19 protein-coding genes and 1 other RNA gene are annotated in these 22,222 nt (G+C 69.5%); 7 read left to right on the forward strand and 13 right to left on the reverse strand.

Going from position 1 to position 22,222, the window contains the following annotated elements:
• Positions 1-17: 17 nt before the first annotated feature.
• The 8 genes from LVQ62_RS15935 to LVQ62_RS15970 form a co-directional block, all read right to left on the reverse strand.
• Entirely contained in the window at positions 18-788 is a 771-nt protein-coding gene (locus LVQ62_RS15935) for an RDD family protein (protein ID WP_233763070.1), read from the reverse strand.
• Positions 789-840: 52 nt separating this feature from the next.
• Positions 841-1,359 (reverse strand): PadR family transcriptional regulator, encoded by a 519-nt coding sequence (locus LVQ62_RS15940; protein ID WP_179479629.1) that lies wholly within the window; start codon positions 1,357-1,359, stop codon positions 841-843.
• Positions 1,360-1,440: 81 nt separating this feature from the next.
• Positions 1,441-3,177, reverse strand: a complete 1,737-nt coding sequence (locus tag LVQ62_RS15945) for a DEAD/DEAH box helicase (RefSeq protein WP_233763071.1) — start codon at positions 3,175-3,177, stop codon at positions 1,441-1,443.
• Positions 3,178-3,251: 74 nt separating this feature from the next.
• On the reverse strand, positions 3,252-3,596 hold the full coding sequence (locus LVQ62_RS15950) for a hypothetical protein (RefSeq protein WP_179479625.1): 345 nt from the start codon (positions 3,594-3,596) through the stop codon (positions 3,252-3,254).
• 153 nt (positions 3,597-3,749) lie between these two features.
• Positions 3,750-4,769, reverse strand: coding sequence for a DUF2382 domain-containing protein (locus LVQ62_RS15955; protein ID WP_233763073.1), 1,020 nt, complete (start codon positions 4,767-4,769; stop codon positions 3,750-3,752).
• A gap of 199 nt (positions 4,770-4,968) precedes the next feature.
• The gene (locus tag LVQ62_RS15960) at positions 4,969-5,289 is read right to left on the reverse strand and encodes a DUF3039 domain-containing protein (protein WP_179479621.1); all 321 of its coding nucleotides are present in this window, start codon (positions 5,287-5,289) and stop codon (positions 4,969-4,971) included.
• Between the two features lie 36 nt (positions 5,290-5,325).
• Complete coding sequence (locus tag LVQ62_RS15965; protein WP_370639641.1) at positions 5,326-5,895, reverse strand: YqgE/AlgH family protein; 570 nt, start codon at positions 5,893-5,895, stop codon at positions 5,326-5,328.
• A 33-nt stretch (positions 5,896-5,928) separates the two neighbouring features.
• On the reverse strand, positions 5,929-8,070 hold the full coding sequence (locus tag LVQ62_RS15970; RefSeq protein ID WP_233763075.1) for a DEAD/DEAH box helicase: 2,142 nt from the start codon (positions 8,068-8,070) through the stop codon (positions 5,929-5,931).
• A 357-nt stretch (positions 8,071-8,427) separates the two neighbouring features.
• On the opposite strand from LVQ62_RS15970, the gene LVQ62_RS15975 reads away from it, so the two are divergent.
• On the forward strand, positions 8,428-8,982 hold the full coding sequence (locus LVQ62_RS15975) for a hypothetical protein (protein WP_233763077.1): 555 nt from the start codon (positions 8,428-8,430) through the stop codon (positions 8,980-8,982).
• A gap of 45 nt (positions 8,983-9,027) precedes the next feature.
• A complete protein-coding gene (locus tag LVQ62_RS15980) occupies positions 9,028-9,666 on the forward strand; it encodes a TetR/AcrR family transcriptional regulator (RefSeq protein WP_233763079.1) in 639 nt (212 codons plus the stop codon).
• 10 nt (positions 9,667-9,676) lie between these two features.
• Here LVQ62_RS15980 and LVQ62_RS15985 read toward each other — a convergent pair whose 3' ends face one another.
• The 4 genes from LVQ62_RS15985 to LVQ62_RS16000 all read right to left on the reverse strand — a co-directional run bounded on the left by LVQ62_RS15985 (position 9,677) and on the right by LVQ62_RS16000 (position 14,375).
• Positions 9,677-11,119: an NAD-dependent malic enzyme gene (locus tag LVQ62_RS15985; RefSeq protein ID WP_233763081.1), complete on the reverse strand. Its 1,443-nt coding sequence runs from the start codon at positions 11,117-11,119 to the stop codon at positions 9,677-9,679.
• A 73-nt stretch (positions 11,120-11,192) separates the two neighbouring features.
• Positions 11,193-11,560: a transfer-messenger RNA gene (ssrA, locus tag LVQ62_RS15990) on the reverse strand.
• 134 nt (positions 11,561-11,694) lie between these two features.
• Positions 11,695-12,969, reverse strand: coding sequence for a cyclopropane-fatty-acyl-phospholipid synthase family protein (locus LVQ62_RS15995; RefSeq protein ID WP_233763083.1), 1,275 nt, complete (start codon positions 12,967-12,969; stop codon positions 11,695-11,697).
• Positions 12,966-14,375, reverse strand: a complete 1,410-nt coding sequence (locus LVQ62_RS16000) for an FAD-binding oxidoreductase (protein ID WP_233763085.1) — start codon at positions 14,373-14,375, stop codon at positions 12,966-12,968. Before LVQ62_RS16000 ends, LVQ62_RS15995 begins: the two co-directional genes overlap by 4 nt.
• Before the next feature lie 287 nt (positions 14,376-14,662).
• Here LVQ62_RS16000 and LVQ62_RS16005 point away from each other — a divergent pair, with 287 nt between their 5' ends.
• The 4 genes from LVQ62_RS16005 to LVQ62_RS16020 all read left to right on the forward strand — a co-directional run bounded on the left by LVQ62_RS16005 (position 14,663) and on the right by LVQ62_RS16020 (position 21,305).
• Positions 14,663-15,313, forward strand: coding sequence for a TetR/AcrR family transcriptional regulator (locus LVQ62_RS16005; protein WP_233763087.1), 651 nt, complete (start codon positions 14,663-14,665; stop codon positions 15,311-15,313).
• Between the two features lie 77 nt (positions 15,314-15,390).
• The gene (locus LVQ62_RS16010) at positions 15,391-16,956 is read left to right on the forward strand and encodes an MFS transporter (protein WP_233763089.1); all 1,566 of its coding nucleotides are present in this window, start codon (positions 15,391-15,393) and stop codon (positions 16,954-16,956) included.
• Between the two features lie 165 nt (positions 16,957-17,121).
• A complete protein-coding gene (locus LVQ62_RS16015) occupies positions 17,122-20,505 on the forward strand; it encodes a pyruvate carboxylase (protein ID WP_233763091.1) in 3,384 nt (1,127 codons plus the stop codon).
• Positions 20,502-21,305 (forward strand): hypothetical protein, encoded by an 804-nt coding sequence (locus tag LVQ62_RS16020; protein ID WP_233763093.1) that lies wholly within the window; start codon positions 20,502-20,504, stop codon positions 21,303-21,305. The genes LVQ62_RS16015 and LVQ62_RS16020 overlap by 4 nt, the downstream gene beginning before the upstream one ends.
• A 14-nt stretch (positions 21,306-21,319) precedes the next feature.
• Here the strand turns inward: LVQ62_RS16020 and LVQ62_RS16025 are convergent, their stop codons facing one another.
• A complete protein-coding gene (locus LVQ62_RS16025) occupies positions 21,320-21,721 on the reverse strand; it encodes a hypothetical protein (RefSeq protein WP_233763095.1) in 402 nt (133 codons plus the stop codon).
• A gap of 250 nt (positions 21,722-21,971) precedes the next feature.
• Between LVQ62_RS16025 and LVQ62_RS16030 the strand changes: the two genes are divergently transcribed.
• Positions 21,972-22,220 carry a WhiB family transcriptional regulator gene (locus tag LVQ62_RS16030; RefSeq protein ID WP_179479604.1) on the forward strand — a complete coding sequence of 83 codons (249 nt, stop codon included), beginning with the start codon at positions 21,972-21,974 and terminating at the stop codon, positions 22,218-22,220.
• Positions 22,221-22,222: the final 2 nt, after the last annotated feature.

Genomic DNA, 22,222 nt, shown 5'->3' on the forward strand with positions numbered 1-22,222 from the left:
CCACCGGCGACCGAAGCTCAGCGCGGGATCTGGCCTCTGGTGCGTACGACGTAGGTGTGCGCGGACAGGTCGTGCAGCGCCCGGCGCTTCGGATCGCGCAGCGGCCACAGATAGTCCAGCAGCACGAAGACGATGGCGAGCAACCCCAGCGCCGGCACGAAGCTCAGCAGCAGATAGACGCACTTGACGAGGAAACGGTTGACCGCGGCGCCGAGGCCGGGCGAGCCGGCCGATGACGAGCGCCGCACCCGGATGCCGGTCAGGATCTTGCCGATGGTCTGTCCGCGCCACACCGTCATCCCTATCTCGTACAGGGCGTAGACGACGATGTCGGCGACGAAGAGCTGCCATGGGGGGTAGGGCACCTGACCCGACCCCTTCCACGTGGACACGGTGTTCAGGTAGTCCGAGTGTTGTCGCGCCCAGTCCAGAGTCCAGGGCAGGGAGACGAGAGCGCCGATGAGGGAGACCAGCAGGTAGTCGACGATGGCGGCGCCGGCCCGATGCCACCATCCCGCGAGGACGTCTCCGTCGGGGGTGGTGACCGGTGCCTGCAGCAACGCTCCCTGCTGCCGCCACGGATCGGACTGCGGCCGCGGAGAGGGGCGAAGGGTGACACCGCGATCCGCGGGGTCGGGCCGGCCGCGGAGGTCCTGGACCGGACCGGAGCGCTCCAGGCCCGGCTTGACCTTGGGCATCCTGCGCGGTGACCACAGGATGCCGTCCCAGTACCGCAACTGGTCCGGATCGTCGGGGTCCTCGTACCAGCCGGACGGGCGCTGCGTCATGACGTCGATCCTCTCACCGCGCGCGGGGCACGTTGCGTCGCCCCGCGGACGGTCAGGAGGTCTGTCGCTGCAGCTGCTCGGTCCAGAACTGGATCATCCAGCGCTCGTACTGCAGACCGAAGGTCAGCGCACCCGAGGGGCCCTGCGGCAGCTGTTCCCCGCTCGCCGCCGCCAGGTGCTCGTAGCCCTTCAACGAACGACGGTGCTCGTTGATCTGGGTGGGTGCGAGGACCTCGGGCGAGGCACCGAAGAACAGTTTCAGCAGGCCGAGGTCGCGCGCCTCGACGGGCACGAAGGTGTCGTCGTGCAGCCACTCGGAGAGGGCCTCGTGGCCCTCCGCGGTCAGGGAGAGAGTGCGACGCTGGCGACCGGATTTCTCCTGGGACTGAGCGAGCAGACCGGCCGCGACGAGCTTGTCGCACTGCACGTAGACCTGCGCGTGCGGCAGCGCCCAGAACGGCCCGATGGTGCCGGCGACGGCTTGTTTGACGTCGTACGGGCTCGCGGTGCCCAGGTGCCGGACGAGCCCGAGCACGAGGTACGACGCGGTGGTCAGACGGGTGATCGGCATGGTCCAATTTTACCGAATGGACCTCCTCCCGCGGTGGCTACGCGGTCGGTGAATTCCGCACTACCGCACCCGGATACGCGGTCAGCGACGTCCGACGAACCAGCGTCGTACTGCGTCGATCCGAGCACCCACCTCGTCGGTGGACGCCCGGTCCAGAGACGGGCCGCCGCACACACGGCGCAACTCGCTGTGCAGCTTCGCGTGCGGCTCGCCGGTCTTGCGGGCGTAGGCGGACACCAGCGAATTGAGCTCCTTGCGCTGGGCGGCCAGGGCGCGGTGCGCGGCGACCGGGACCGGCGGCTGGGCGCCCACCTGTCGTTCCTGCCGCTGACGCAGCAGATGGGTGACCTGGTCCGGCTCGAGCAGGCCCGGCAGGCCCAGATACTCCTGCTCGTCGGCGCTGCCGGGCGCGGCACCGAGACCGAACTGTTGGGCATCGAAGAGCACATGGTCGAACTCGGCGTCGGACTCCAGCGCCTCGAAGCTGCCCTGGCCGGCCTGGACCGGCTCACTCGCGTTGGCGGCCGCGAGCAGGTCCTCCTCCTCGCTCCACAGGCCGTCGTCGGCGTCGCTGCGCGGACGGTCCAGCGCGTGATCGCGTGACTCCTCCAGCCGCGCTGCGAGCTGCAGCACGCCCGGCACGCTGGGCAGGAAGATGCTGGCGGTCTCGCCGCGCCGGCGCGCCCGCACGAAGCGCCCGACGGCCTGCGCGAAGTAGAGCGGCGTCGCAGCCGACGTGGCGTAGACCCCGACGCACATCCGTGGCACGTCCACGCCCTCGGACACCATCCGGACCGCGACCATCCAGCGCTGCTCCCCCTGCGCGAACTCCTCGATGCGGCCGGAGGAACCGGAGTCGTCGGACAATACGACGACCGGCTGCTCGCCCGTGATCGCGGCGAGGACCCGGGCGTACGCGCGGGCGTTGGTCTGGTCGGAGGCGATCACCAGACCCCCGGCGTCCGGGACGTGCCGGCGCACCTGGGTCAGGCGGGTGTCGGCGGCGCGCAGCACCGACGGGATCCACTCGCCCCCGGGGTCCAGCGCGGTGCGCCAGGCCGAGGCGGTCAGGTCCTTGGTGAGCGGCTCGCCCAACCTGGCCGCGACCTCGTCGCCGGCCCGGGTACGCCAGCGCATCGCGCCGCCGTAGGCCATGAAGATCACGGGGCGCACGACGCCGTCGCGCAACGCTTCCGCGTAGCCGTACGCGTAGTCGCTGGCCGAGCGTCGGATGCCGTCGGCACCTGCTTCGTACCGCACGAACGGGATGGGGCTGGTATCGGACCGGAACGGGGTCCCTGTCAGGGCCACCCGGCGTACGGCGGGCTCGAACGCCTCCCGGATCGCATCGCCCCACGACTTGTTGTCGCCGCCGTGGTGGATCTCGTCGAGGATCACGAGAGTGGGCCGGGCCGCCGTCCGCACCCGGTGCAGCGCGGGCTTGCTGGCCACGCCCGCGTAGGTCACGGCGATCCCGTGGTAGCTGGACGCGTGCTCCTGCTGGCTGTTGGTGAATCGCGGGTCGATCTGGATGCCGACGCGGCCGGCGGCATCCGCCCACTGGGTCTTGAGGTGCTCGGTCGGCGCGACGATCGTCACCTGGGCCACGATGCCGCGGTCGAGCAACTCGGTGGCGAGCCGCAGCGCGTACGTCGTCTTGCCGGCGCCGGGGGTGGCGACGGCCAGGAAGTCACGCGGTTGCTCGTCGAAGTACTGCTTCAGCGCCGCTGCCTGCCAGGCCCGCAGCTTGTGCGCAGTCCCCCAGGCCGCTCGCTCCGGGAAGGCCGGTGAAAGGTGCGAGGCGGCGGAGGTACTCATATGGCGACAACCCTAACCAGGACCGCCGACGATCCTGACCGGCCCCGCGCCGGCGCGTGGAACCCGTCAGTGCTTCATTCGGGATCGGTGCGCTCGGCGTCCCGCGCCGCGTCCACGTCCGCGGTCTCGCCGTCCGTGGGCCCCCACCCGCTGTGCCGGCGGCCACCGTCGCCCTGGGTGCCGCCGCCCTCGCTCTGGATGCCGCTGGCGGCCGTACCGCCCGGGGTGCCGGTCCGCTCGACCTCGGCCTCCTCGCCGGCGTCGGTGTCGGTGGGCGCGTATCCGCTGTGCCGGATGTCCCCCTGCTCCGGCGTGCCGCCCCCTTCGCTCTGCTCCCCCGACGAGGCCGTGCCGCCCGGGTGGGCTCGTCGAATGCCCTCGGTCTGCTCGTCGTCGTGCGTGTGGTCTGAATCAGTCATGGGCAGCCTCCGCAGAAGGGACACGGCAGGGCCTCGTCGGCCTGCCGCTGCGGCTCACGGTCCACCCCGGACAGGACCGTGTCAATGGCCGGACGTGAAGGACGGCCCGGCGGATCACCGCCGGGCCGTCCTGGGGCGTGCTGCCCGATCGAATCAGTGACGGTCTCCTCGATCGGCTTCGCCGATGTCCTTGCCGTCGACCTCGATGTGCTCCTTGCGCACCTGCTCGGTGACCTGCTTGTCCTCACGGACCTGCCCGGTGGTGAGCCGCACGCCCTCGACCGCGTGGGCCTCCTTGGTGACCACCGGCACCTCTTCGTGCAGGGTCACCTCCTGCTCGGACTCCTGGAAGGCGTCGCCGCTGACGGCGGTGCCCTCGGCGACCGGCACTCGCTCGATGTGGACCTCCTCGTGGGAGACCGGCACCGTGACCGTCTGCTCCTCGGTGGTCACGTACTTGCGTAGCCGCGCCCTACCGGACTCGCGCGTCTCCGTGCCGACGTGCAACTGCTCCTCGTGTCGGGTGATGGTGCCGTCTCCCGCGACGCCGGAGCGCTGGGAGGTGTCGTCACCGACCGCTGCAGCCTCGCTGCGGTGGTGGTCGTCGGTCTTGTCCGTGGTCGGTCCGCCCGTGGTAGCAGGAGCAGTATCCCGGCCGGCCGTGTCGTCGTATCCGGTGCCGCCGCCCGTGCGGGTGTCACCGCCCTGGCTGCGGTCACCTGCCGCCGCAGTGCCTGCGGCTGCCGTCCCTGCTGCTGCCGTCCCTGCCGCTGCGGTGCCCGCTGCTGCCGTGTCTCGACCCCGGTCGGCGTTCGAGTCGCCACTGCGACTGGCGTCATCGCCGGCCGTGTCACTGCCTGCGTAGGTGACCCCGTAGTACTCGTAGAGCTCCTGCTCCTGCTGAACGTCGAGATGCTGGTCGGCGTCGACGCGAGGTGCGTCCTTCACCTTGTCCTTGGTGTAGGGGAATCTCACGTCCTTTCCCTCGACCTGCGCGTCCTGAAGGGGGATGAAGGTCTCGGACGTCCCGAACAGGCCGGTATGCACGGTGGCCCATTCCGGTGCGCCCGAACGATCGTCGAGGTAGATCTGGCTGATCGAGCCGATCTTGCTGCCGTCGCTGTCCAGTGCCTTGCCGCCCTGGATGTCCTTGATCTGGTCTGTGCTCACCATGAGGATCGAGCCTCCAACAATTCGTGGACGTGGACACCGTCGTTGGCACCCAGCTACTCCCCACCGTCCACGCGTTACCACACCCGAGTCAACAGATGCGTGATGAAAACGACGCGATCTCTCGTGGGGGTGTCTCGGCGCATACTCGGCCCGAATCCGGGTGCTGCGAACGCTGAGGCTGCGTGAAGGGCTGCAGCGGTCAGTTGCTGCCCTCGCCGCCGTCCTGGGGCGCGCGTATTCCGTCGAATATCTCCTTGCAGGTCGGACAGACCGGGAACTTCTCCGGGTCGCGCCCGGGGACCCAGACCTTGCCGCACAACGCGGTCACCGGCTCACCCGAGAGCGCGCTCTCCAGGATCTTCTCCTTGCGCACGTAATGCGCGAATCGCTCGTGGTCGCCGGGCTCCTGCTCCTGGTGGACCACTTCCTCGCGCTCGAGGACCGACGTGGAGGTGCGCGGGCCGCTCGGCTGCTCCAACGGGCTGGGTGGGGAGTCGGGGCGATCCAGTGGTGAGGTCATCCCTGAAGTGTAGATTCCGCCGGCCACCCGGTCAGTTCAGCGAGGGATCCGCCGGGTAGGACGCAAGGAAGCGCAACGTGCCGCGCTGGCGCCGTAGGACGCTGGCCCAGAGGTCACCGGGCTGCAGCGTGAACGCGTCCTCGGCCTCGGCGTCCACCACGAACCAGGACCCCATGTCGATCTCGCCCTCCAACTGCCCCCGGACCAGCCGGCGTAGCCGGCGAAGATGCGGATGCCCGCGACCTCCGGGACGACCACGAGCGGCGGCGCGTCGAGGTCGACCAGACCGACCGCCCCGAACAACCGCTTGATGCCGACCGATTCGGTGGTGCCGGGCATCCGGACCAGGCCGAGCGCGGTGTCCATGGACACCGGCCCGCCCTGGAAGATCAGCGGCGGAGCGTTGACGTGCTCCTGCCAACCGGGCAGGACCGAGTCGACATCGGCCGCCAGCGGTCGGTTGAGGACCAGCCCGTGCGCACCGTCGTCGTCGTGATGCAGGACGAGGACGACGCTGCGGTCGAAGACGTCGCCCTCGGCGTCCTCCTCGCTGCCGATGCCCTCGCGCGGGGAGGCGATCAGCAGCCGACCGGTGAGATCGTCCATGCCGTTCATTCTGCCCCGCGCGAGACTCGAGGGTCAGCCCCTCGGTCGACCTCGGTAGGGCCCGTCGGTACGACGACCGGAGCCGCCACCGGGACCGCCTCGGTAGTTGCCCGGACGACCGCTACCGCCACGGCTGGAGCCGCCACGACCGCCGCCGCGACCCGCCTCGCGCTGGGGGGTGAGGATGCGGTGCAGGTCCTGGTCGGAGATCGAGCGCTCCTGCGGAGTGCGGCCACCGGTGGCCCGGATGACCTCGTCGCCCGGACGCGCACGCTGCAGGCCCGACTCCACGCCCGCCTGCTCCAGCAGCCGGGTGACGGCCTTGCGCTGATGCGGCAGGGCCAGGGTGACGACGGTGCCGGCCTCGCCCGCACGCGCCGTACGTCCGGCACGGTGCAGGTAGTCCTTGTGGTCCGCCGGCGGGTCGACCTGCAGCACCACACCCACGTCGTCGACGTGGATACCGCGCGCGGCGACATCCGTCGCGACGAGGACGGGGATGCGGCCGTCCTTGAAGGCGCTCAGCACCTTGTTGCGCTGGCCCTGGTTGAGGCCGCCGTGCAGTGCGGCCGCGAGGACGCCCTGCTCGCGCAGTTCGCTGGCGATGCGGTCCGCGCCGAGCTTGGTGCGGGAGAAGACCACGGTGCGGCCCTCGCGGTTCGCGACCTCGGCCGTGACGACCTTCTTGTCACGCGGCTCGATGAGTAGCGCGTGGTGCGCCATGTTGGTCACGCTCACCGTGCCGTCGTCGGTGGAATGGGTGACCGGGTCGATCAGATAACGGTCGACGACGGTGTCGATGCCACGGTCCAGCGTCGCGGAGAAGAGCAGGCGCTGACCGCCGGCGGGGACGTCGTCGAGGATCTTGGTGATGTCCTCCAGGAAGCCCATCTCGGCCATGTGGTCGGCCTCGTCCAGCACCGCGATCTCGACGCGCGACAGGTCGGCCGCACCGCGGTCGATGAGGTCCATCAGACGGCCGGGCGTGGCGATGAGCAGGTCCACGCCGCGGGCCAGGGCCTGCAGCTGCGGCTCGTACGGCATACCGCCGGCGACCAGCTTGTGGTGCAGACCGATGGCGTGCACCAGCGGCTGCAGCGCGTCGGCGACCTGCATGGCCAGCTCACGGGTCGGCACCAGCACGATCGCGCGGGGGCAGCCCGGGCGTGCCTTGCCGCCCTGCGCGAGCCGGGTGAGGGCGGGCAGGCCGAAGGCCAGCGTCTTACCGGACCCGGTGCGGCCGCGGCCGAGCACGTCGCGCCCGGCGAGTGCGTCCGGGATGGTCGCCTCCTGGATCGGGAACGGCGTGGTGATGCCGTCGCGGGCCAAGCGGCGTACGAGCGGCTCGGGCAGGCCGAGCGCCTCGAACCCGTTGGGGCCGTCGGGAGTGTGAACCGCCGCCTTCTCGGGCGCCGCCGGGGCGGTGTCGACGGGGGCGATCTGCTGGGTCACGGGTGAATCTGCCTTCGGCTCGAAGCGGTGATCGGTGCGGGGATAGGTGCGCTCATCGCTGCGCGGGCGGCTGGACCGGTGCTCGTCGCGGGGACCGCGGCCGTAACTGGGACGGTCCTCGCGGTTGCCGTAGGAGCGACGCTCGCCACGGTCGTCGCGGTTGTAGCTGGGCCGGTCACTGCGATTGCTCGGCGTCCGGCGCTCGCCGCCGCGTTCGTCACGGTCGGCACGGTTGTAGCGGGGACGGTCATCGCGATTGCCGTAGGAACGCGGCTCGCTGCGGTCGCTGCGGTTGTAGGTCGGACGGTCGTCGCGGTTGTAGGAGGGCCGGTCACCGCGCTCGCCCCGGTTGCTCGGGGTTCGGCGCTCACCGCGGTCGGCACGGTTGTAGCTGGGCCGGTCATCCCGGTTGCCGTACGAACGGGGCTCACTGCGGTCGCTGCGGTTGTCCCGGTTGTAGCTGGGCCGGTCCTCGCGGTTGCCGTAGGAGCGGCGCTCCCCACGGTCCGCACGGTCGTCGCGGTTGTACGACGGGCGCTGGTCGCGGCTGCCGTACGAGCGCGGGCCACCTGCCGAGCCCTGCCGGCGGTCAGCGGATCGCGGACCCTCGGCCGAGCGGCTGGGCGCGCCGTCCGCGCGGCGGACGGGTGCGCGCTGCGCCTCGAGCTTCTGGGCTCGGCTCCAGCGTTGCTTCTTGGGGCCGGACTGTTTGGGGGTGCTCATCTCTCGTGCCTCTCAGATATGGGCGCGCACAGACCACCGCTGAACATGTCGAAGTGACCGGACCGAATGAGTCCGTGTCGACAGGAGCGGGAGCGCATGGCGCCGTCGAAGATCTCGGCGCCCATACATGAAAGTCGGCCCGCTGCAGACTGCAGGAGTAGGTGGGCCGATCAAAAGAGAGAACGCAAGATCGCGTGAATACTCGACAACCGTAGCCGATCTCGCGGTCACCTTCGAATCCGAAACGTCTCGAACTGCGCGAACAGCCCACGAAGTGACCCATCTCACCGGCGAAGACCCGCGAACCGGTCCCCCATCGCCCTTGACGGCAGTTTGAGCAAGTGCTCAAATTGCCGAATGGACAGATTTGAGCGAGTGCTCAAGGCGCCGCTACCGGCTCCCTACCCCGCGATGCGCACGATCTCGGCGCGGGCCGACGGCTCGTTGCGGTCACCCACGTCGTGGGTCTCGGATATGGCCGCGTACCTGCTGTGGGCGACCACCGCGGCCGCAGTGGCGACATTCGGAGTCGTCACCGTGCTGACGGCGGGCATCGGCGTCATCTTCTTCCCAGCGGTCGCGGTCATCGCCGTGGGTGCGGTTCTCGCCTGTCGCGGTCGGCCGCACAGTTTCTGGGGCGTCCTGCTGTTCCCTGCATTCGCAGTCCCCGCGGCTGCGTTCGTACTCTGGCGCGGATCGCGGAACCGGGAGTGCAGCGTCGAAGCCAGTTGCGTGGTGGGCCACCGATGCACCCAGACGACGGTGTGCACCCACGATCCACCCCCACCGGGGAACGTCTCGGTCTACCTCGCCATCTGCATCGGCCTGGCGCTGGTGTCGATCGCTCTCTTCGTCATCGCCGGTCGTCGCAGCAAGCGGCGACAGCGGGCACGCCAGAGGGCGGCCGGCTGACGGATGTGGACGAGTCCTGGCCCCGGTGCCCTAGCGTGCGGTGCGATGAACGACACCAGGACCAAGCTGCTGGACGCCACCGACACCGTGCTGCGGGAGGACGGGATCGGTGCGTTGTCCGCGCGGGCCGTGGCCACCCGGGCGGGGGTCAATCAGGCCCTGGTCTTCTATCACTTCGGCACCGTCGCGGAGCTGGTCGACCTGGCCTGCCGCACCGCCCTGGACACCCGGGTCGCCGCGTACGCCGACCGCTTCGACGCGATCGACGACATCGAGGCCTTCCTCGTGCTGGCGCGGGAGTTGAACGCCGAGGAACGCCGCGCCGGGAACGTCGCGATGATGGCCCAGCTGCTCGCGGCCGGCCAGTACGACGAGGCGCTGGCGAGCACCGCCAGGTACTGCCTGGGTCAGTGGTCCGAGCAGGTCGAGCGCGTCCTGCGCCGAGTGCTGAGGAGTCACCCCGTCGCGGACCTGATCGACGTCGGCGGCCTGGCGCATGCCGTGACGTGCGGCTTCGTCGGGGTGGAGTTGATGCAGGGCGTCGAAGCGGACGGCGCGGACGCCGCGCTCGCCACCCTCGACCAGATTGCCGCTCTGCTCGATGTGTTCGACGACCTGGGGCCCGTCGCCCGGCGCGCCGTCGCCTCCCGGCTTCGACGCAGCAGTCACCAGCGCAGGCGCTGACCGCGGACGGTCAGACGGTCGCCTCATCCGGTTGGCTGACCGCCATCCGGTGGTCCCGGCCCCCGGCCGCGTCGACGACCGCCTTGGCGACCACGGAGGAGATACCCGGGTGGAAGACGCTGGGGATGATGTACGCGGCGTTCAGCTCCTCCCGCTTGACCACGCCGGAGAGCGCGACAGCGGCCGCCAGCATGATGTCGAGGGTGATGTCGGTGGCCGCCGCGTCCAGCAGCCCCCGGAAGACACCGGGGAAGACCAGCACGTTGTTGATCTGGTTGGCGAAGTCGCTGCGCCCGGTCGCGACGACCGCCGCGTGCGCGGCCGCCTCCGTGGGGTCGACCTCCGGCTTGGGGTTGGCCAGCGCGAAGACGATCGAGTCCGGCGCCATGGTGGCGATGTCGTCGCCGGTGAGCAGGTCGGGCGCGGACACCCCGATGAAGACGTCGGCGCCGCGTACGGCGTCCTTGAGGCTGCCGGTCACCCCGCGCGGATTGGTGTGCTCGGCCACCCATGCCAGCGTCGAGGTGGTGTCGCCCGCGATGTCGGGGCGGTCGCGATGCACGACGCCGTCGATGTCGGCCAGCACCAGGTCGCGGGCGCCGGCGTGCAGCATCAGGCGGGTGATCGCCGTACCCGCGGCGCCGGCACCGCTCTGCACGATGCGCACGTCGGCCAGGTCCTTGCCGACCACGCGCAGCGCGTTGCGCAACGCGGCGAGCACCACGATCGCCGTGCCGTGCTGGTCGTCGTGGAAGACCGGGATGTCCAACTCCTCCCGCAGCCGGCGCTCGATGTCGAAGCAGCGCGGCGCGGAGATGTCCTCCAGGTTGATCCCGGCGAAGACGGGTGCGATGGCCTTCACGGTCCGCACGATCTCGTCCTCGTCGGTGGTGTCCAGGCAGATCGGGAACGCGTCGATGTCGGCGAACCGCTTGAACAGCGCCGCCTTGCCCTCCATCACCGGCATCGCGGCCAGGGGCCCGATGTTGCCCAGTCCGAGGACCGCGGTGCCGTCGGTGACCACGGCGACGGTGTTGCGCTTGATGGTGAGCCGACGCGCGTCCTCGGGGTGCTCGAAGATCGCCATGCACACCCGCGCGACGCCCGGGGTGTAGATCATCGACAGGTCGTCGCGGTTGCGGATCGGCACCTTGGACTCGATCTTCAGCTTGCCGCCGAGGTGCGCGAGGAAGGTCCGGTCGCTGACCTTGCGGATGTCGACACCGTCGATCGAGCGCATGGCCTCGACCAGGTCGTCGGCGTGGTCGGCGTCCCGGGCCGCTGCGGTTACGTCGACCTGCATGCGCGCCGTGTCGGAGGAGCTGATGTCCAGTGCGGTCACCAGGCCGCCGGCCCGCTCGACCGCACCGGTCAGTTCGCTGACGGCAGTGGGACGTCCGGGCAGTTCCAGCCGGACGATGATGGAGTTCGAAACCGAAGGCATGGCAGGCATGCCACACATTCAAGTTCATCCCGGCCGTACCGGGCAGTCGGGGTGGTGGTGACTCAACAGTGCGACGTGCCGGGAGTGGAGGTGGCGGGAATCGAACCCGCGTCCGCTGAACGCGCTCCAGGGCTTCTCCGGGTGCAGTGCGCAAAGGATTTTCTCGGCCCCAGGGCTCGCGCGCACACGTTCCCTGACAGGCCCAGCCGAGTAAGAGTCCCGTGTCGCCCCTCGGCGTGACGACACAGCAAGTTCTCTAGCTGACGCCAGACTCTGAGTCGAGAACTACCTCAGGCTGACGGACTTCGAGGCTCGCTCAGGCGGCGAGGGCGAAGTCGGTGCGCTTGGAATTGGCACCTATTGGTTTTGCACAGATCGTTAACGAGATAACTGTGCATCCTCGACCCGCTTCCCCTGAAAGGTCGGTCAACGTCGAAACCGATCACCCCCAAGTTGCGGGCACGTCGCACTGTTGAGTTGTCGCCGGCCACGAGGGTCGACGTCGTCCATCGTAGGCGTCAACGCTCCCCCGGGCGAACACATTCCTTTGTCCACGCCCCAACACCGCTGCCGCCGAACGGCACTCAGACGTACGACGGCCGCAACGGGTAGTCCGCGACGCCGTCGGCGCCGATCTTCTGGCCGAGCACCTGGTGCAGCTGGATGTTGTTGCGGGCGAAGCCCAGCGACGAGCCGGCGAGGTAGAGGCCCCAGATCCTGGCGATCGGCAGACCCGCGTCCTGCACGCACTCGTCCCAGTGCTCCTCCAGGCGGTGCGCCCAGGCAGCGCAGGTGCGCGCGTAGTGCTCGCGCAGATCCTCCAGGTGCCGGACCTCGAAACCCTGGTCCTGCATGGCGGAGGTGATCACGCCGACACCGGTGAGCTCGCCGTCGGGGAAGACGTAGCGGTTGATGAACCCCCCGCGGGTGAGCGCCGGCGTCTTGGTGTCCGGCCGGGTGATGCAGTGGTTCAGCAATCGGCCGCCCGGACGCAGCTTGGAGTAGAGGAAGCTGAAGTACGCCGGGTAGTTCTTCACCCCGATGTGCTCGGTCAGACCGATCGAGCTGACGGCGTCGAAGTCGGACTCGGTGACGTCGCGGTAGTCCAGGTAACGCACCTCGGCCCGGTCGTCCAGGCCCATCTGCTTGATCTTCTGGTCCGCCCAGGTGGCCTGGTTGCGCGACAGGGTCACTCCGAGCGCCGTGACGCCGTAGTGCTCCACCGCGTGCCGCACCATGCCGCCCCAGCCGCAACCGACGTCGAGCAGTCGCTGTCCGGGCTGCAGATCGAGCTTGCGGCACACCAGGTCGTACTTGTTGGCCTGCGCCTCGTCCAGCGTCGCGTCGTTCGTCGGATAGCAGGCGCAGGTGTAGGTCATCGAGTCACCGAGCACCAGCTCGTAGAACTCGTTGCTGACGTCGTAGTGATAGCGGATCGCGTCGGCGTCCCGCTTGCGGGAGTGACGCAGTCCTTCCAGGCCGCGGCGCCACTGCGGCGGCTGCTCCTGGTCCGGCAGCGGGGGCACCTGGAAGTTCTTGATCCCGAGTGACTTCGCGATCTTCGGCAGCCGCGTCAGCTGCGGGCGCTTGACCTGGAAATCAGTCATGAAGAGGTTGAGGAAGTCGTAGGGGTTGCCCGGCGGGACTCCGTGCAACTCCAGGTCGCCCATCAGATAGGCGCGCACCAGTCCGAGCTCGCCGGGAGCGGTCACCATGTAGCGCAGCGCACGCTCGTTGCGCAGCTCGATCGCGTACGGCGCCTCGGGATTGCCACCCGACGACCCGTCGTACGCCGTCACCTTCAGCGGCAACTCGGTGCCGAACAGCTCGTCGAACACCTCACCAATCGTCATCGTCATCGACGCTTCACCGCCTTCGTGTAGAGGTCGGGCAGTCGCCCGTCCGGGTCGTAGGCCTTCTTGACCAGTTCGTAGGTCGTGCCGCCGTACATCGCCCAGAACTCCTCGGGCTCGTAGTAGGCGTCGCTGTAGAGGGACTTGTGTCCGTCGAGCGCGTGCACCACGCGCTCGATCTCGCGGTTGACGTCGCCGTCCTGGGCGCCGTCGGCGATCGCCACCGTCGACCAGAAGCCGACGTTGACGTAGGTCTCGCCGGTCCGCATCGGGTAGAGCGGCCACGGCCTGCCCTCCCCGTGCGACGCGGTCGGCACGTCGCGAAGACGCATGGGGCACAACCAGATCGGCTCGATCGGCACCTCGCGCAGGAACCACTCGAGGAACTCCTGCGTGCGCCCCAGCGGCAGCTCGACGTCCTGCACGACGCGCTCGCGCGCGGGCTTGCCGCGGCGTGCGTCGATTCCGGCCATCACCCCGTGCCGGGTCTCGAAGCGGATGATCCGGGAGTAGACGTCGCTGCGCAGGTAGCGGCGCGGCACCAGGCGGCGTACCCGAGGGTTCTGCAGTCCGAGCGCGCGGTTGCACCAGAACCAGTCGGTGTCCCACCGCCAGATGTAGTCCAGCGTGCTCAGGTAGTCCTCGGTGCGCGACTGGATGGAGCGGTAGAAGATCTGCTGACCGGTGTAGTCCGAGGTGTACGGCGCGTGCCCGGTGAAGGTGCCCAGCACCAGGTAGCTCTCCTCACCGGAGAAGACCACCCCGTCCACGAAGTCGACGCGCTCGCCGTCGTGTTCGCGGCTCTCGACCACCGATCCCATGACGTCGACGAGATCGCCCAGGAGCTCGAAGCGCACGTGGCGCAGGTGCACGTAGGGCTCGATCGGGTCGAGCGCGATCTTCAGCCGGACGCTGTAGCCGAGCGACCCGTAGGAGTTGGGGAAGGCGTGGAAGAGGTCGGCGTGCTCGCCGTCCGCGGTCGCGGTGACGATCTCGCCGGCACCGGTCAGGATGTCCATCTCCAGCACCGACTCGTGCGGCAGCCCGTTGCGGAAGGAGCTCGACTCGATGCCGAGGCCGGTCACGGCGCCGCCGAGGGTGATGGTGCGCAGCTGCGGCACGACGTACGGCATGAGTCCGTGGGGAAGCGTTGCGGCACAAAGGGTCTCGTACGTCGCCATGCCCTGGACGTCGGCCGTCCGGGCCACCGGGTCGACCTCGATCACGCCGTCGAGTCGGGACACGTCCAGACCGGGCTGATGGATGTCGTCGCGGGCGCGGAACAGGTTGGAGGTCTTCTTCGCCAGCCGCACCGGGCGGCCGGGCGGGATGCGACGTAGCTGCTCGACCAGTCCGGCGGCCGCCTCCGTGTGCCGTCGCCAGCCGATCGTTCCTGCCCCTACCGCTGCCACCGGGCTCGCCTCGACCTTCCATCGGTGCTGTGTGTCCTACGACGTCCGTCTCCGACCTGCCTCGTGCTGTCGCACTGCAGACCGGGCAATACCGCACATTAGCGACGTCCAGGCGCAGCCCCGTACAAGATCAGGGCCGGCCGAGCGCACTGTGAGCGCCCTCACAGGCCGCCCCGGTTGCACGTTGCGTGCGAGAGGTGCAGGATGAAACGAAACAGTACCGTTCCATCCGGTTGTCCTCGCAGCAGACCTCGGGGCCAACTTCACGTCCAGCGGAGGTATTCCCCATGAGCTCGACCGGCGCAGCCGTCGCTGCACCTGCCGCTGCTCGGCCCCGGGTCGAGGGCGACCGCGAACGCGAGATCCTCGCGGGTGCGATCACCGTGCTGCTGGAGAGCGGTTACGACCGGTTGACCTTCGACGCGGTGGCCGCACACGTGCGGGCCAGCAAGGCCACCTTGTACCGCCGCTGGAAGTCCAAGGCGGATCTGGTCGTGGCGGCGGTCGAGGCGCACGCGTGTCCGGACGGCGCGGACAGCCTTCCGGACGTACCGAACAGCGGATGCCTGAAGACCGACCTGGTCGCCATGTTCTGTCCCGCGCACGAGCTGCCCACCGAGCTGTCCCAGGTGATGGCCGCCGTCCTGCCGGCACTGCACCGGGACGCGGAGTTCACCCGGCTGTTCACCGAGAAATTCATTGCTCCGCGGATGGAGGGTCTGCGTATCGTGCTCGAGCGCGCACAACGTCGTGGCGAGGTCGGCGCGAATGCTGATCTGGACCTGCTGGCCGCGGTCCTCCCCGCCCTGAAATTCCATCACGTCGTGATGCTCGACGAGTGTCCGACGCCGGCTCGACTGCAACACATCATCGAGCAGGTCCTGCTTCCGGCATGCGCCGCCGGAACAGACCGCAGCACTGTCGGTACCGACGCCTAGCGTCGATCACGACGACGACAGAGAAACCGACGCGCCGCTCACTCAGTCCGAATCAGTTCGCCCCCGAAGGAGTCCCCATGTCCGTCACCACGCAGAAGTCGGTCGAGACGACCGAGCCACCACCAGGCACGCGTCATCTCGGCATCGCGCTGATCGTCATCGCGTTCGCCCAGCTGATGATCGTGCTCGATGCCACCATCGTGAACATCGCGCTTCCGCGCATCCAGCGTGACGCGTCCCAGCACCTCTCGCAGGCCGACCAGGTGCAGTGGGTCGTCACCGCGTACGCACTCGCGCTGGGCAGCCTGCTGCTGCTGGGAGGGCGCCTCGGTGACCTGTTCGGTCGCCGCAAGATGTTCGTCCTCGGCGTCGGGATCTTCTCCATCGCCTCGCTGCTCGGTGGTCTCGCGCCCACCGGCACGCTGCTCATCTCCGCCCGGGTCCTGCAGGGCGTCGGCGCCGCGCTGGCCCAGCCGGCCGCCCTGGCCCTGATCAACACGACGTTCCCGGTCGGCAAGGAGCGCAACCGTGCCATGGCGGTCTACGCCGCCATGTCCGGCATGGGTGCCGCCGTCGGCCTCATCCTCGGCGGATTCCTCACCCAGGCGCTCGGCTGGGAGTGGACTTTCTTCATCAACGTGCCCATCGGCCTGGCGGTCGCGATCGCCGCGCCGCGGGTCCTCGTGGAGTCAGAAGGACACGACGGACGCCTGGACATTCCGGGTGCCGTCACCGCCACCGCCGGTCTGTTCGGCATCGTCTACGGCCTGTCGCACGCCGGCGGTCACTCCTGGGGTGATGCGCTCTCGCTGGTGCCACTCGGCCTCGGCCTCGCCCTGCTCGTCGTTTTCGTGATCGTCGAGAGCCGCGTGCAGCACCCGCTGCTGCCGCTGCGCATCGTCGCCGACCGCACCCGCGGGGTGAGCCTCTTCGCGATGCTCATCGTGGGCGCCGGGATGTTCGCGATGTTCTTCTTCCTCGGCCTGTTCCTGCAGCAGGTGCTGGGATACTCCCCGATCAAGAGCGGTCTGGCGTTCCTGCCGTTCAGTGCCGGCATCGTGGTCGCCGCGGGCATCGCCACCAATGTGGTCGCCCGCATCGACCCGCGCTGGATCGCCGGTTTCGGTGGCATCCTCGCGACGTTCGGCATGTGGGGCTTCACCCACCTGTCGGTCGACTCCGGCTACTGGAGCCACCTGTTCCCCTACATCGTGATCATGTCGCTCGGTATGGGCCTGGTGTTCATCCCGCTGACCTTAACGGCGACCGCGGGCGTCCGTGGCGACGACGCGGGCGCAGCGGCCTCCGCTTTGAACACCATGCAGCAGGTCGGTGGTGCCGTCGGCATCGCGGCGCTGACCACGGTCTTCACGCATGCCGCCACCGCGCACGGCAAGGTGCTCGGTGCTGCCGCGGCCGCCAAGGCCAAGGCGGCAGCTGCCGCAGGTCAGACCCCGACGTCCGCACAGGTGGCTGCCGGCAAGCACCAGATCGCGCTGCACGTCCAGACGTACGCGTCCTCGCACGTGTACTGGGTGGCGGCCGGCATGATCCTGATCGGTGCGCTGAGCCTGTTCGCGTTCCTGACCGTCAGCCACGAGCACCTGCAGACCGACGGCAACGCCGCCGCTCACGTGGGCTGATCCAGCCGGTTCCCGACGAGGGCCGTCACACCGACCGGTGTGGCGGCCCTCTCGTCGTTCCCGTGACCGGGGTGCGAGACACGGGCCGACAGCGCTGACCCAGCTATTAGGGTGCTGCGCACGAGTACGACGTGTCTGCACCGCAGCCGGAAGAGGGAGTCCCCCGTGTTCCGCAAGGTCCTTGTCGCCAACCGAGGTGAGATCGCCGTCCGGGCCTTCCGCGCGGCCACCGAGCTCGGTGCTGCCACCGTCGCGGTCTTCCCCTATGAGGACCGCAAGAGCGAACACCGGATGAAGGCCGACGAGGCCTATCGGATCGGCGAGGTCGGCCATCCCGTCCGCGCGTACCTGGACCCCCAGGAGATCGTCCGGGTCGCCCTGGAGTGCGAGGCCGACGCGGTCTACCCCGGCTACGGCTTCCTGTCGGAGAACCCGGCCCTGGCCGAGGCGTGCGAGGCGGCCGGTGTCACCTTCGTGGGTCCCCCGCCGCAGGTGCTGCACCTGACCGGCAACAAGGCGCACGCGATCGCGGCCGCCAAGGCAGCCGGGCTGCCCACCCTGCGCAGTATCGAGCCCAGTGACGACCTGCAGACCTTGCTCGACGGCGCGGAGCAGATCGGCTATCCGGTCTTCGTCAAGGCCGTCGCCGGTGGTGGCGGTCGCGGTATGCGACGGGTGCAGCGGCCGCAGGAGCTGCGCGAGTCGCTCGAGGCGGCCATGCGGGAGGCGCAGGCGGCGTTCGGCGACGCCACCTGCTTCATCGAGGAGGCGGTGGTGGACCCGCGCCACATCGAGGTGCAGATCCTGGCCGACGCCAAGGGCACCGTGCTGCACCTGTACGAGCGGGACTGCTCGGTGCAGCGGCGCCACCAGAAGGTCGTGGAGATCGCGCCCGCGCCCAATCTGCCCGAGGAACTGCGCGATCGCATGTGCGCGGACGCAGTCGCCTTTGCGCGCGAGATCGGCTATGTCAACGCCGGCACGGTGGAGTTCCTGCTCGACCCGTCGGGTCGCTACGTCTTCATCGAGATGAACCCGCGCATCCAGGTCGAACACACCGTCACCGAGGAGATCACCGACGTCGATCTGGTGTCCTCGCAGCTGCGCATCGCCGCGGGCGAGACGCTCGCCGACCTGGGGATCGCCCAGGAGGACATCCACGTGCGCGGCGCCGCGCTGCAGTGCCGGATCACCACCGAGGACCCCTCGAACGGCTTCCGGCCCGACACCGGCACCATCACGGTCTACCGCTCGGCCGGCGGTTCGGGCGTGCGGCTCGACGGCGGCACCATCTTCGTCGGTGCCGAGGTCAGCGCGCACTTCGACTCGATGCTGGTCAAGCTCACCTGCCGCGGCCGGGACTTCTCGACCGCCGTACGCCGAGCCCGGCGTGCGCTGGCCGAGTTCCGGGTGCGTGGGGTCAGCACCAACATCCCGTTCCTGCAGAGCGTCCTGGAGGAGCCGGACTTCCTGGCCGGGCGGGTCACCACCGCGTTCATCGAGGAGCGACCGCAACTTCTCAACGCGCGCGTCCCCGGCGACCGCGGCACCAAGCTGCTCACCTATCTGGCCCATCAGAGCGTCAACCGGCCGTACGGCTCCTCGACCATCGCGCACTCGGCGCGCAGCAAGCTGCCCGCCGTGGATCCGGACGGGCCGGTGCCCGCCGGGGCCCGCGATCTGCTGCTGCGAGAGGGACCTGAGGCGTTCGCCCGGTCACTGCGAGCACGGACCGCCGTGGGAGTCACGGAGACCACCTACCGGGACGCGCACCAGTCGCTGCTCGCCACCCGGGTGCGCACCCGCGATCTGCTGCACGTGGCGCCGTACACCGCCCGATTGACGCCCGAGCTGCTGTCGGTCGAGGCCTGGGGAGGCGCGACGTACGACGTCGCGCTGCGCTTCCTGTCCGAGGATCCCTGGGACCGGCTGGAGCGGCTGCGCGCCGCGATGCCGAACCTGCCGATCCAGATGCTGCTGCGGGGCCGCAACACGGTGGGCTACACGCCGTACCCGACGCGGGTGACCGACGCCTTCGTGGCCGAGGCCGCCCGTACCGGGGTGGACATCTTCCGCATCTTCGACGCCCTCAACGACATCGAGCAGATGCGACCCGCGATCGACGCGGTGCGCTCCTCGACGTCGGCGGTGGCGGAGGTCGCCCTCTGCTACACCGGCGACCTCTCCAACCCCGGCGAGAAGCTCTACACCCTCGACTACTACCTGCGGCTCGCGGAGCAGATCGTCGATGCCGGCGCGCACATCCTGGCGATCAAGGACATGGCCGGCCTGCTGCGCGCGCCGGCGGCCCGGACGCTCGTATCGGCCCTGCGCGAACGGTTCGACCTGCCGGTGCACCTGCACACCCACGACACCGCGGGTGGGCAGCTCGCGACGCTTCTGTCCGCGATCGACGCCGGGGTCGACGCCGTCGACGCCGCGAGCGCGTCGATGGCGGGCACCACGAGCCAGCCGTCGCTGTCGGCGCTGGTCGCGGCCACCGACGGCACTTCCCGGGCCACCGGTCTGGACCTGCAGTCCGTCTGCGACCTGGAGCCGTACTGGGAGGCGGTCCGCGCGCTCTACAAGCCGTTCGAGTCCGGCCTCGCCTCCCCCACCGGGCGGGTCTATCACCACGAGATCCCCGGCGGCCAGCTGTCCAACCTGCGCCAGCAGGCGATCGCGCTCGGCCTCGGCCATCGCTTCGAGGCGATCGAGGACATGTACGCCGCCGCCAACGCCATGCTCGGCCACATCGTGAAGGTGACCCCGAGCTCCAAGGTCGTCGGCGATCTCGCCCTGTCGCTGGTCGGCGCGGGCATCGACCCGGCCGAGTTCGAGCAGGAGCCGGGGCGGTTCGACATCCCGGACTCGGTGATCGGCTTCCTGGCCGGCGACCTCGGAGACCCGCCGGGGGGCTGGCCCGAGCCGTTCCGCACCAAGGCGCTGCAGGGCCGCACCGTGACCCCGCCGCGGGCGACGTTGTCCGAGGAGGACCAACAGGCACTCGCCCGGATGCCGCGACCGACCCTCAACAGGCTGCTCTTCCCCGGGCCGACGAAGGACTTCGAGCGGTCCAAGGAGCAGTACTACGACCTGTCGCTGCTCGCGACCCGGGAGTTCCTCTACGGGTTGGAGCCGGACGCCGAGTACGAGCTCGACCTGGAGCCGGGCAAGCGGCTGCTGCTGTCCATCCAGTCGATCGGCGAACCGGACGAACGCGGCATGCGCACCGTGATGTGCCTGGTGAACGGTCAGTTGCGTCCTGTGCAGGTCAAGGACGAGAAGGCGAAGGTTGAGGTCACCCAGGCCGAGCGCGCGGACCCGGGCGACAAGACGCAGATCGCGGCGCCGTTCGCCGGGGTCGTCACCCTGTCGGTCGCCGAAGGCGACGCGATCACGGCCGGCTCGGCGGTCGGTTCGATCGAGGCCATGAAGATGGAGGCCGCGATCACCTCGCCGGTCGCCGGGACCGTGCGCCGTGTGGCGCTGAGCGGCCCCGGGCAGGTCGAGGGCGGCGACCTGCTGATCGTGGTCGATCTGGCATGAGCAGATCGCGCGCCGCGCTCGGAGGATGCCTGATGGGCGCCGCCGGGATCCTGCTCACCGCGTGCAGCGGGGGCGGTGGAGCGGCGTCGTACGACGGGCCGAGCAGCTGGCCGGTGCAGACGGCCACCGGGGTGTTCACGACCGGAGCCGTCGACCCCGGATCGAGCGCACGCGCGGCTGTCTCCGCGCCCTCGACCTGGAACCTGACGCGGTCCACGCCCGGCGACCCGAACGTCGATCCGTCGTCCTGGCCGGATGCCGCCACCGTCTTCACCGACAAACAGCTGGTCACCCTGTTCCCCGAGGCGGCCAAGGTCAAGACACCGTCCTGCACGAAGCTCACCCTGCCCGGCGGCGTCAAGACTCCTCGCAACAGCAGCTGCACATGGTCGGTGTCGTTGCCGGAGTCCGGTGGCACCGTGAGCACGGTGACCTTGTCCTTCCACGGGTTCGGCGCGGACGGCCCGATGACCGCGGCCTGGCTCGCGGAGGAACGCACGCAGATCACGGGCAGGATCACCGGCGACGTCTTCTTCACCCCCGGGACGTTCGGCGCGAAGGGCGCCTACTTCCTGTCCAACATGCACTCCTCGGTGCTGGTCTCGAACGGGAAGAACGCCGCCTGGATCGACCTGGACTTCTCCGGCTTCTACCAGGCGTTCGGCAACAACGCCGACAAGACCCTGGCGGGGCTGCGCACCCAGGTCTTCCCCGTGCTGGTCGAGGACCTGGTCGGACGCCTGCCGCGGACGAACGAGGGTGTGCCGCTCGTCGGCACGGCGACCGGAACCACCTCCTGACCCCTCGGCACCCTTCAGCCGGGCCGGCCTCCGGCCACGGTCCATCCCGCGGCGAGCGTGGCGGCCCCCAGGACCGTGACGACCACACCGACCACGGGCGCACCGCCCCGCGCCAGAGTGACTCCGATCAGCACGACGAACACCCCCCACACCAGGGTGGGACTGCGGGCCCCCTCCTCACCCCGCAGCAGCGCGCGGGCGATCAGTGCCGCACCCAGCGCGAAGACCAGGACCACAATCGCGAGCGTCAGCGAACGGCCGGCGTTGGACTCATGCCCTGTGATGGTGCGGATGATCAGCAGCACCCCGAGCACGAGCAGCACCACACCCTGGAGCGCCAGGAGTGCCGCCGGGAGCACCCGACGCCAGGCCGTGGAGAGGCGCGGGGGCGCGGATTCGCGGTCGTTGGATGACACCCGACGATGGTAGGCGGGGGCGTCATGTGACCAAGGACTCACCTTCGAGACCGAAATGCCGGACGGAAACCCTTGTGTCCCAGTGTTGGAGTCTGTGAAAGTAGGAACATCCGTGCGTGACGCGTCGTTGGGTTATGCAACAGGTCGTTGCTGCCGGCTCCAGCCGCTGCGCCGGATCACCAAGCTGACGGACCAAAGTAGCTCCGTGTGCGCTAGCGCACGGGGTTTGATGTGCAAGGAGCGAAAACACATGGATTGGCGCAACCGCGCTGCGTGTCTGGACGAGGACCCCGAGCTGTTCTTCCCCATCGGGAACACCGGCCCCGCCCTGCAGCAGATCGAAGACGCCAAGGCCGTCTGTCGTCGCTGCCCCGTCATCGACACCTGCCTGAAGTGGGCTCTGGAGTCCGGCCAGGACGCCGGCGTCTGGGGCGGACTGTCCGAGGACGAGCGTCGGGCGCTCAAGCGGCGCAACGCCCGCGCCCGCCGCGCCGGCTGACC

The organism is Allobranchiibius sp. GilTou73, from assembly GCF_021391335.1.
Lineage (GTDB): Bacteria > Actinomycetota > Actinomycetes > Actinomycetales > Dermatophilaceae > Allobranchiibius > Allobranchiibius huperziae.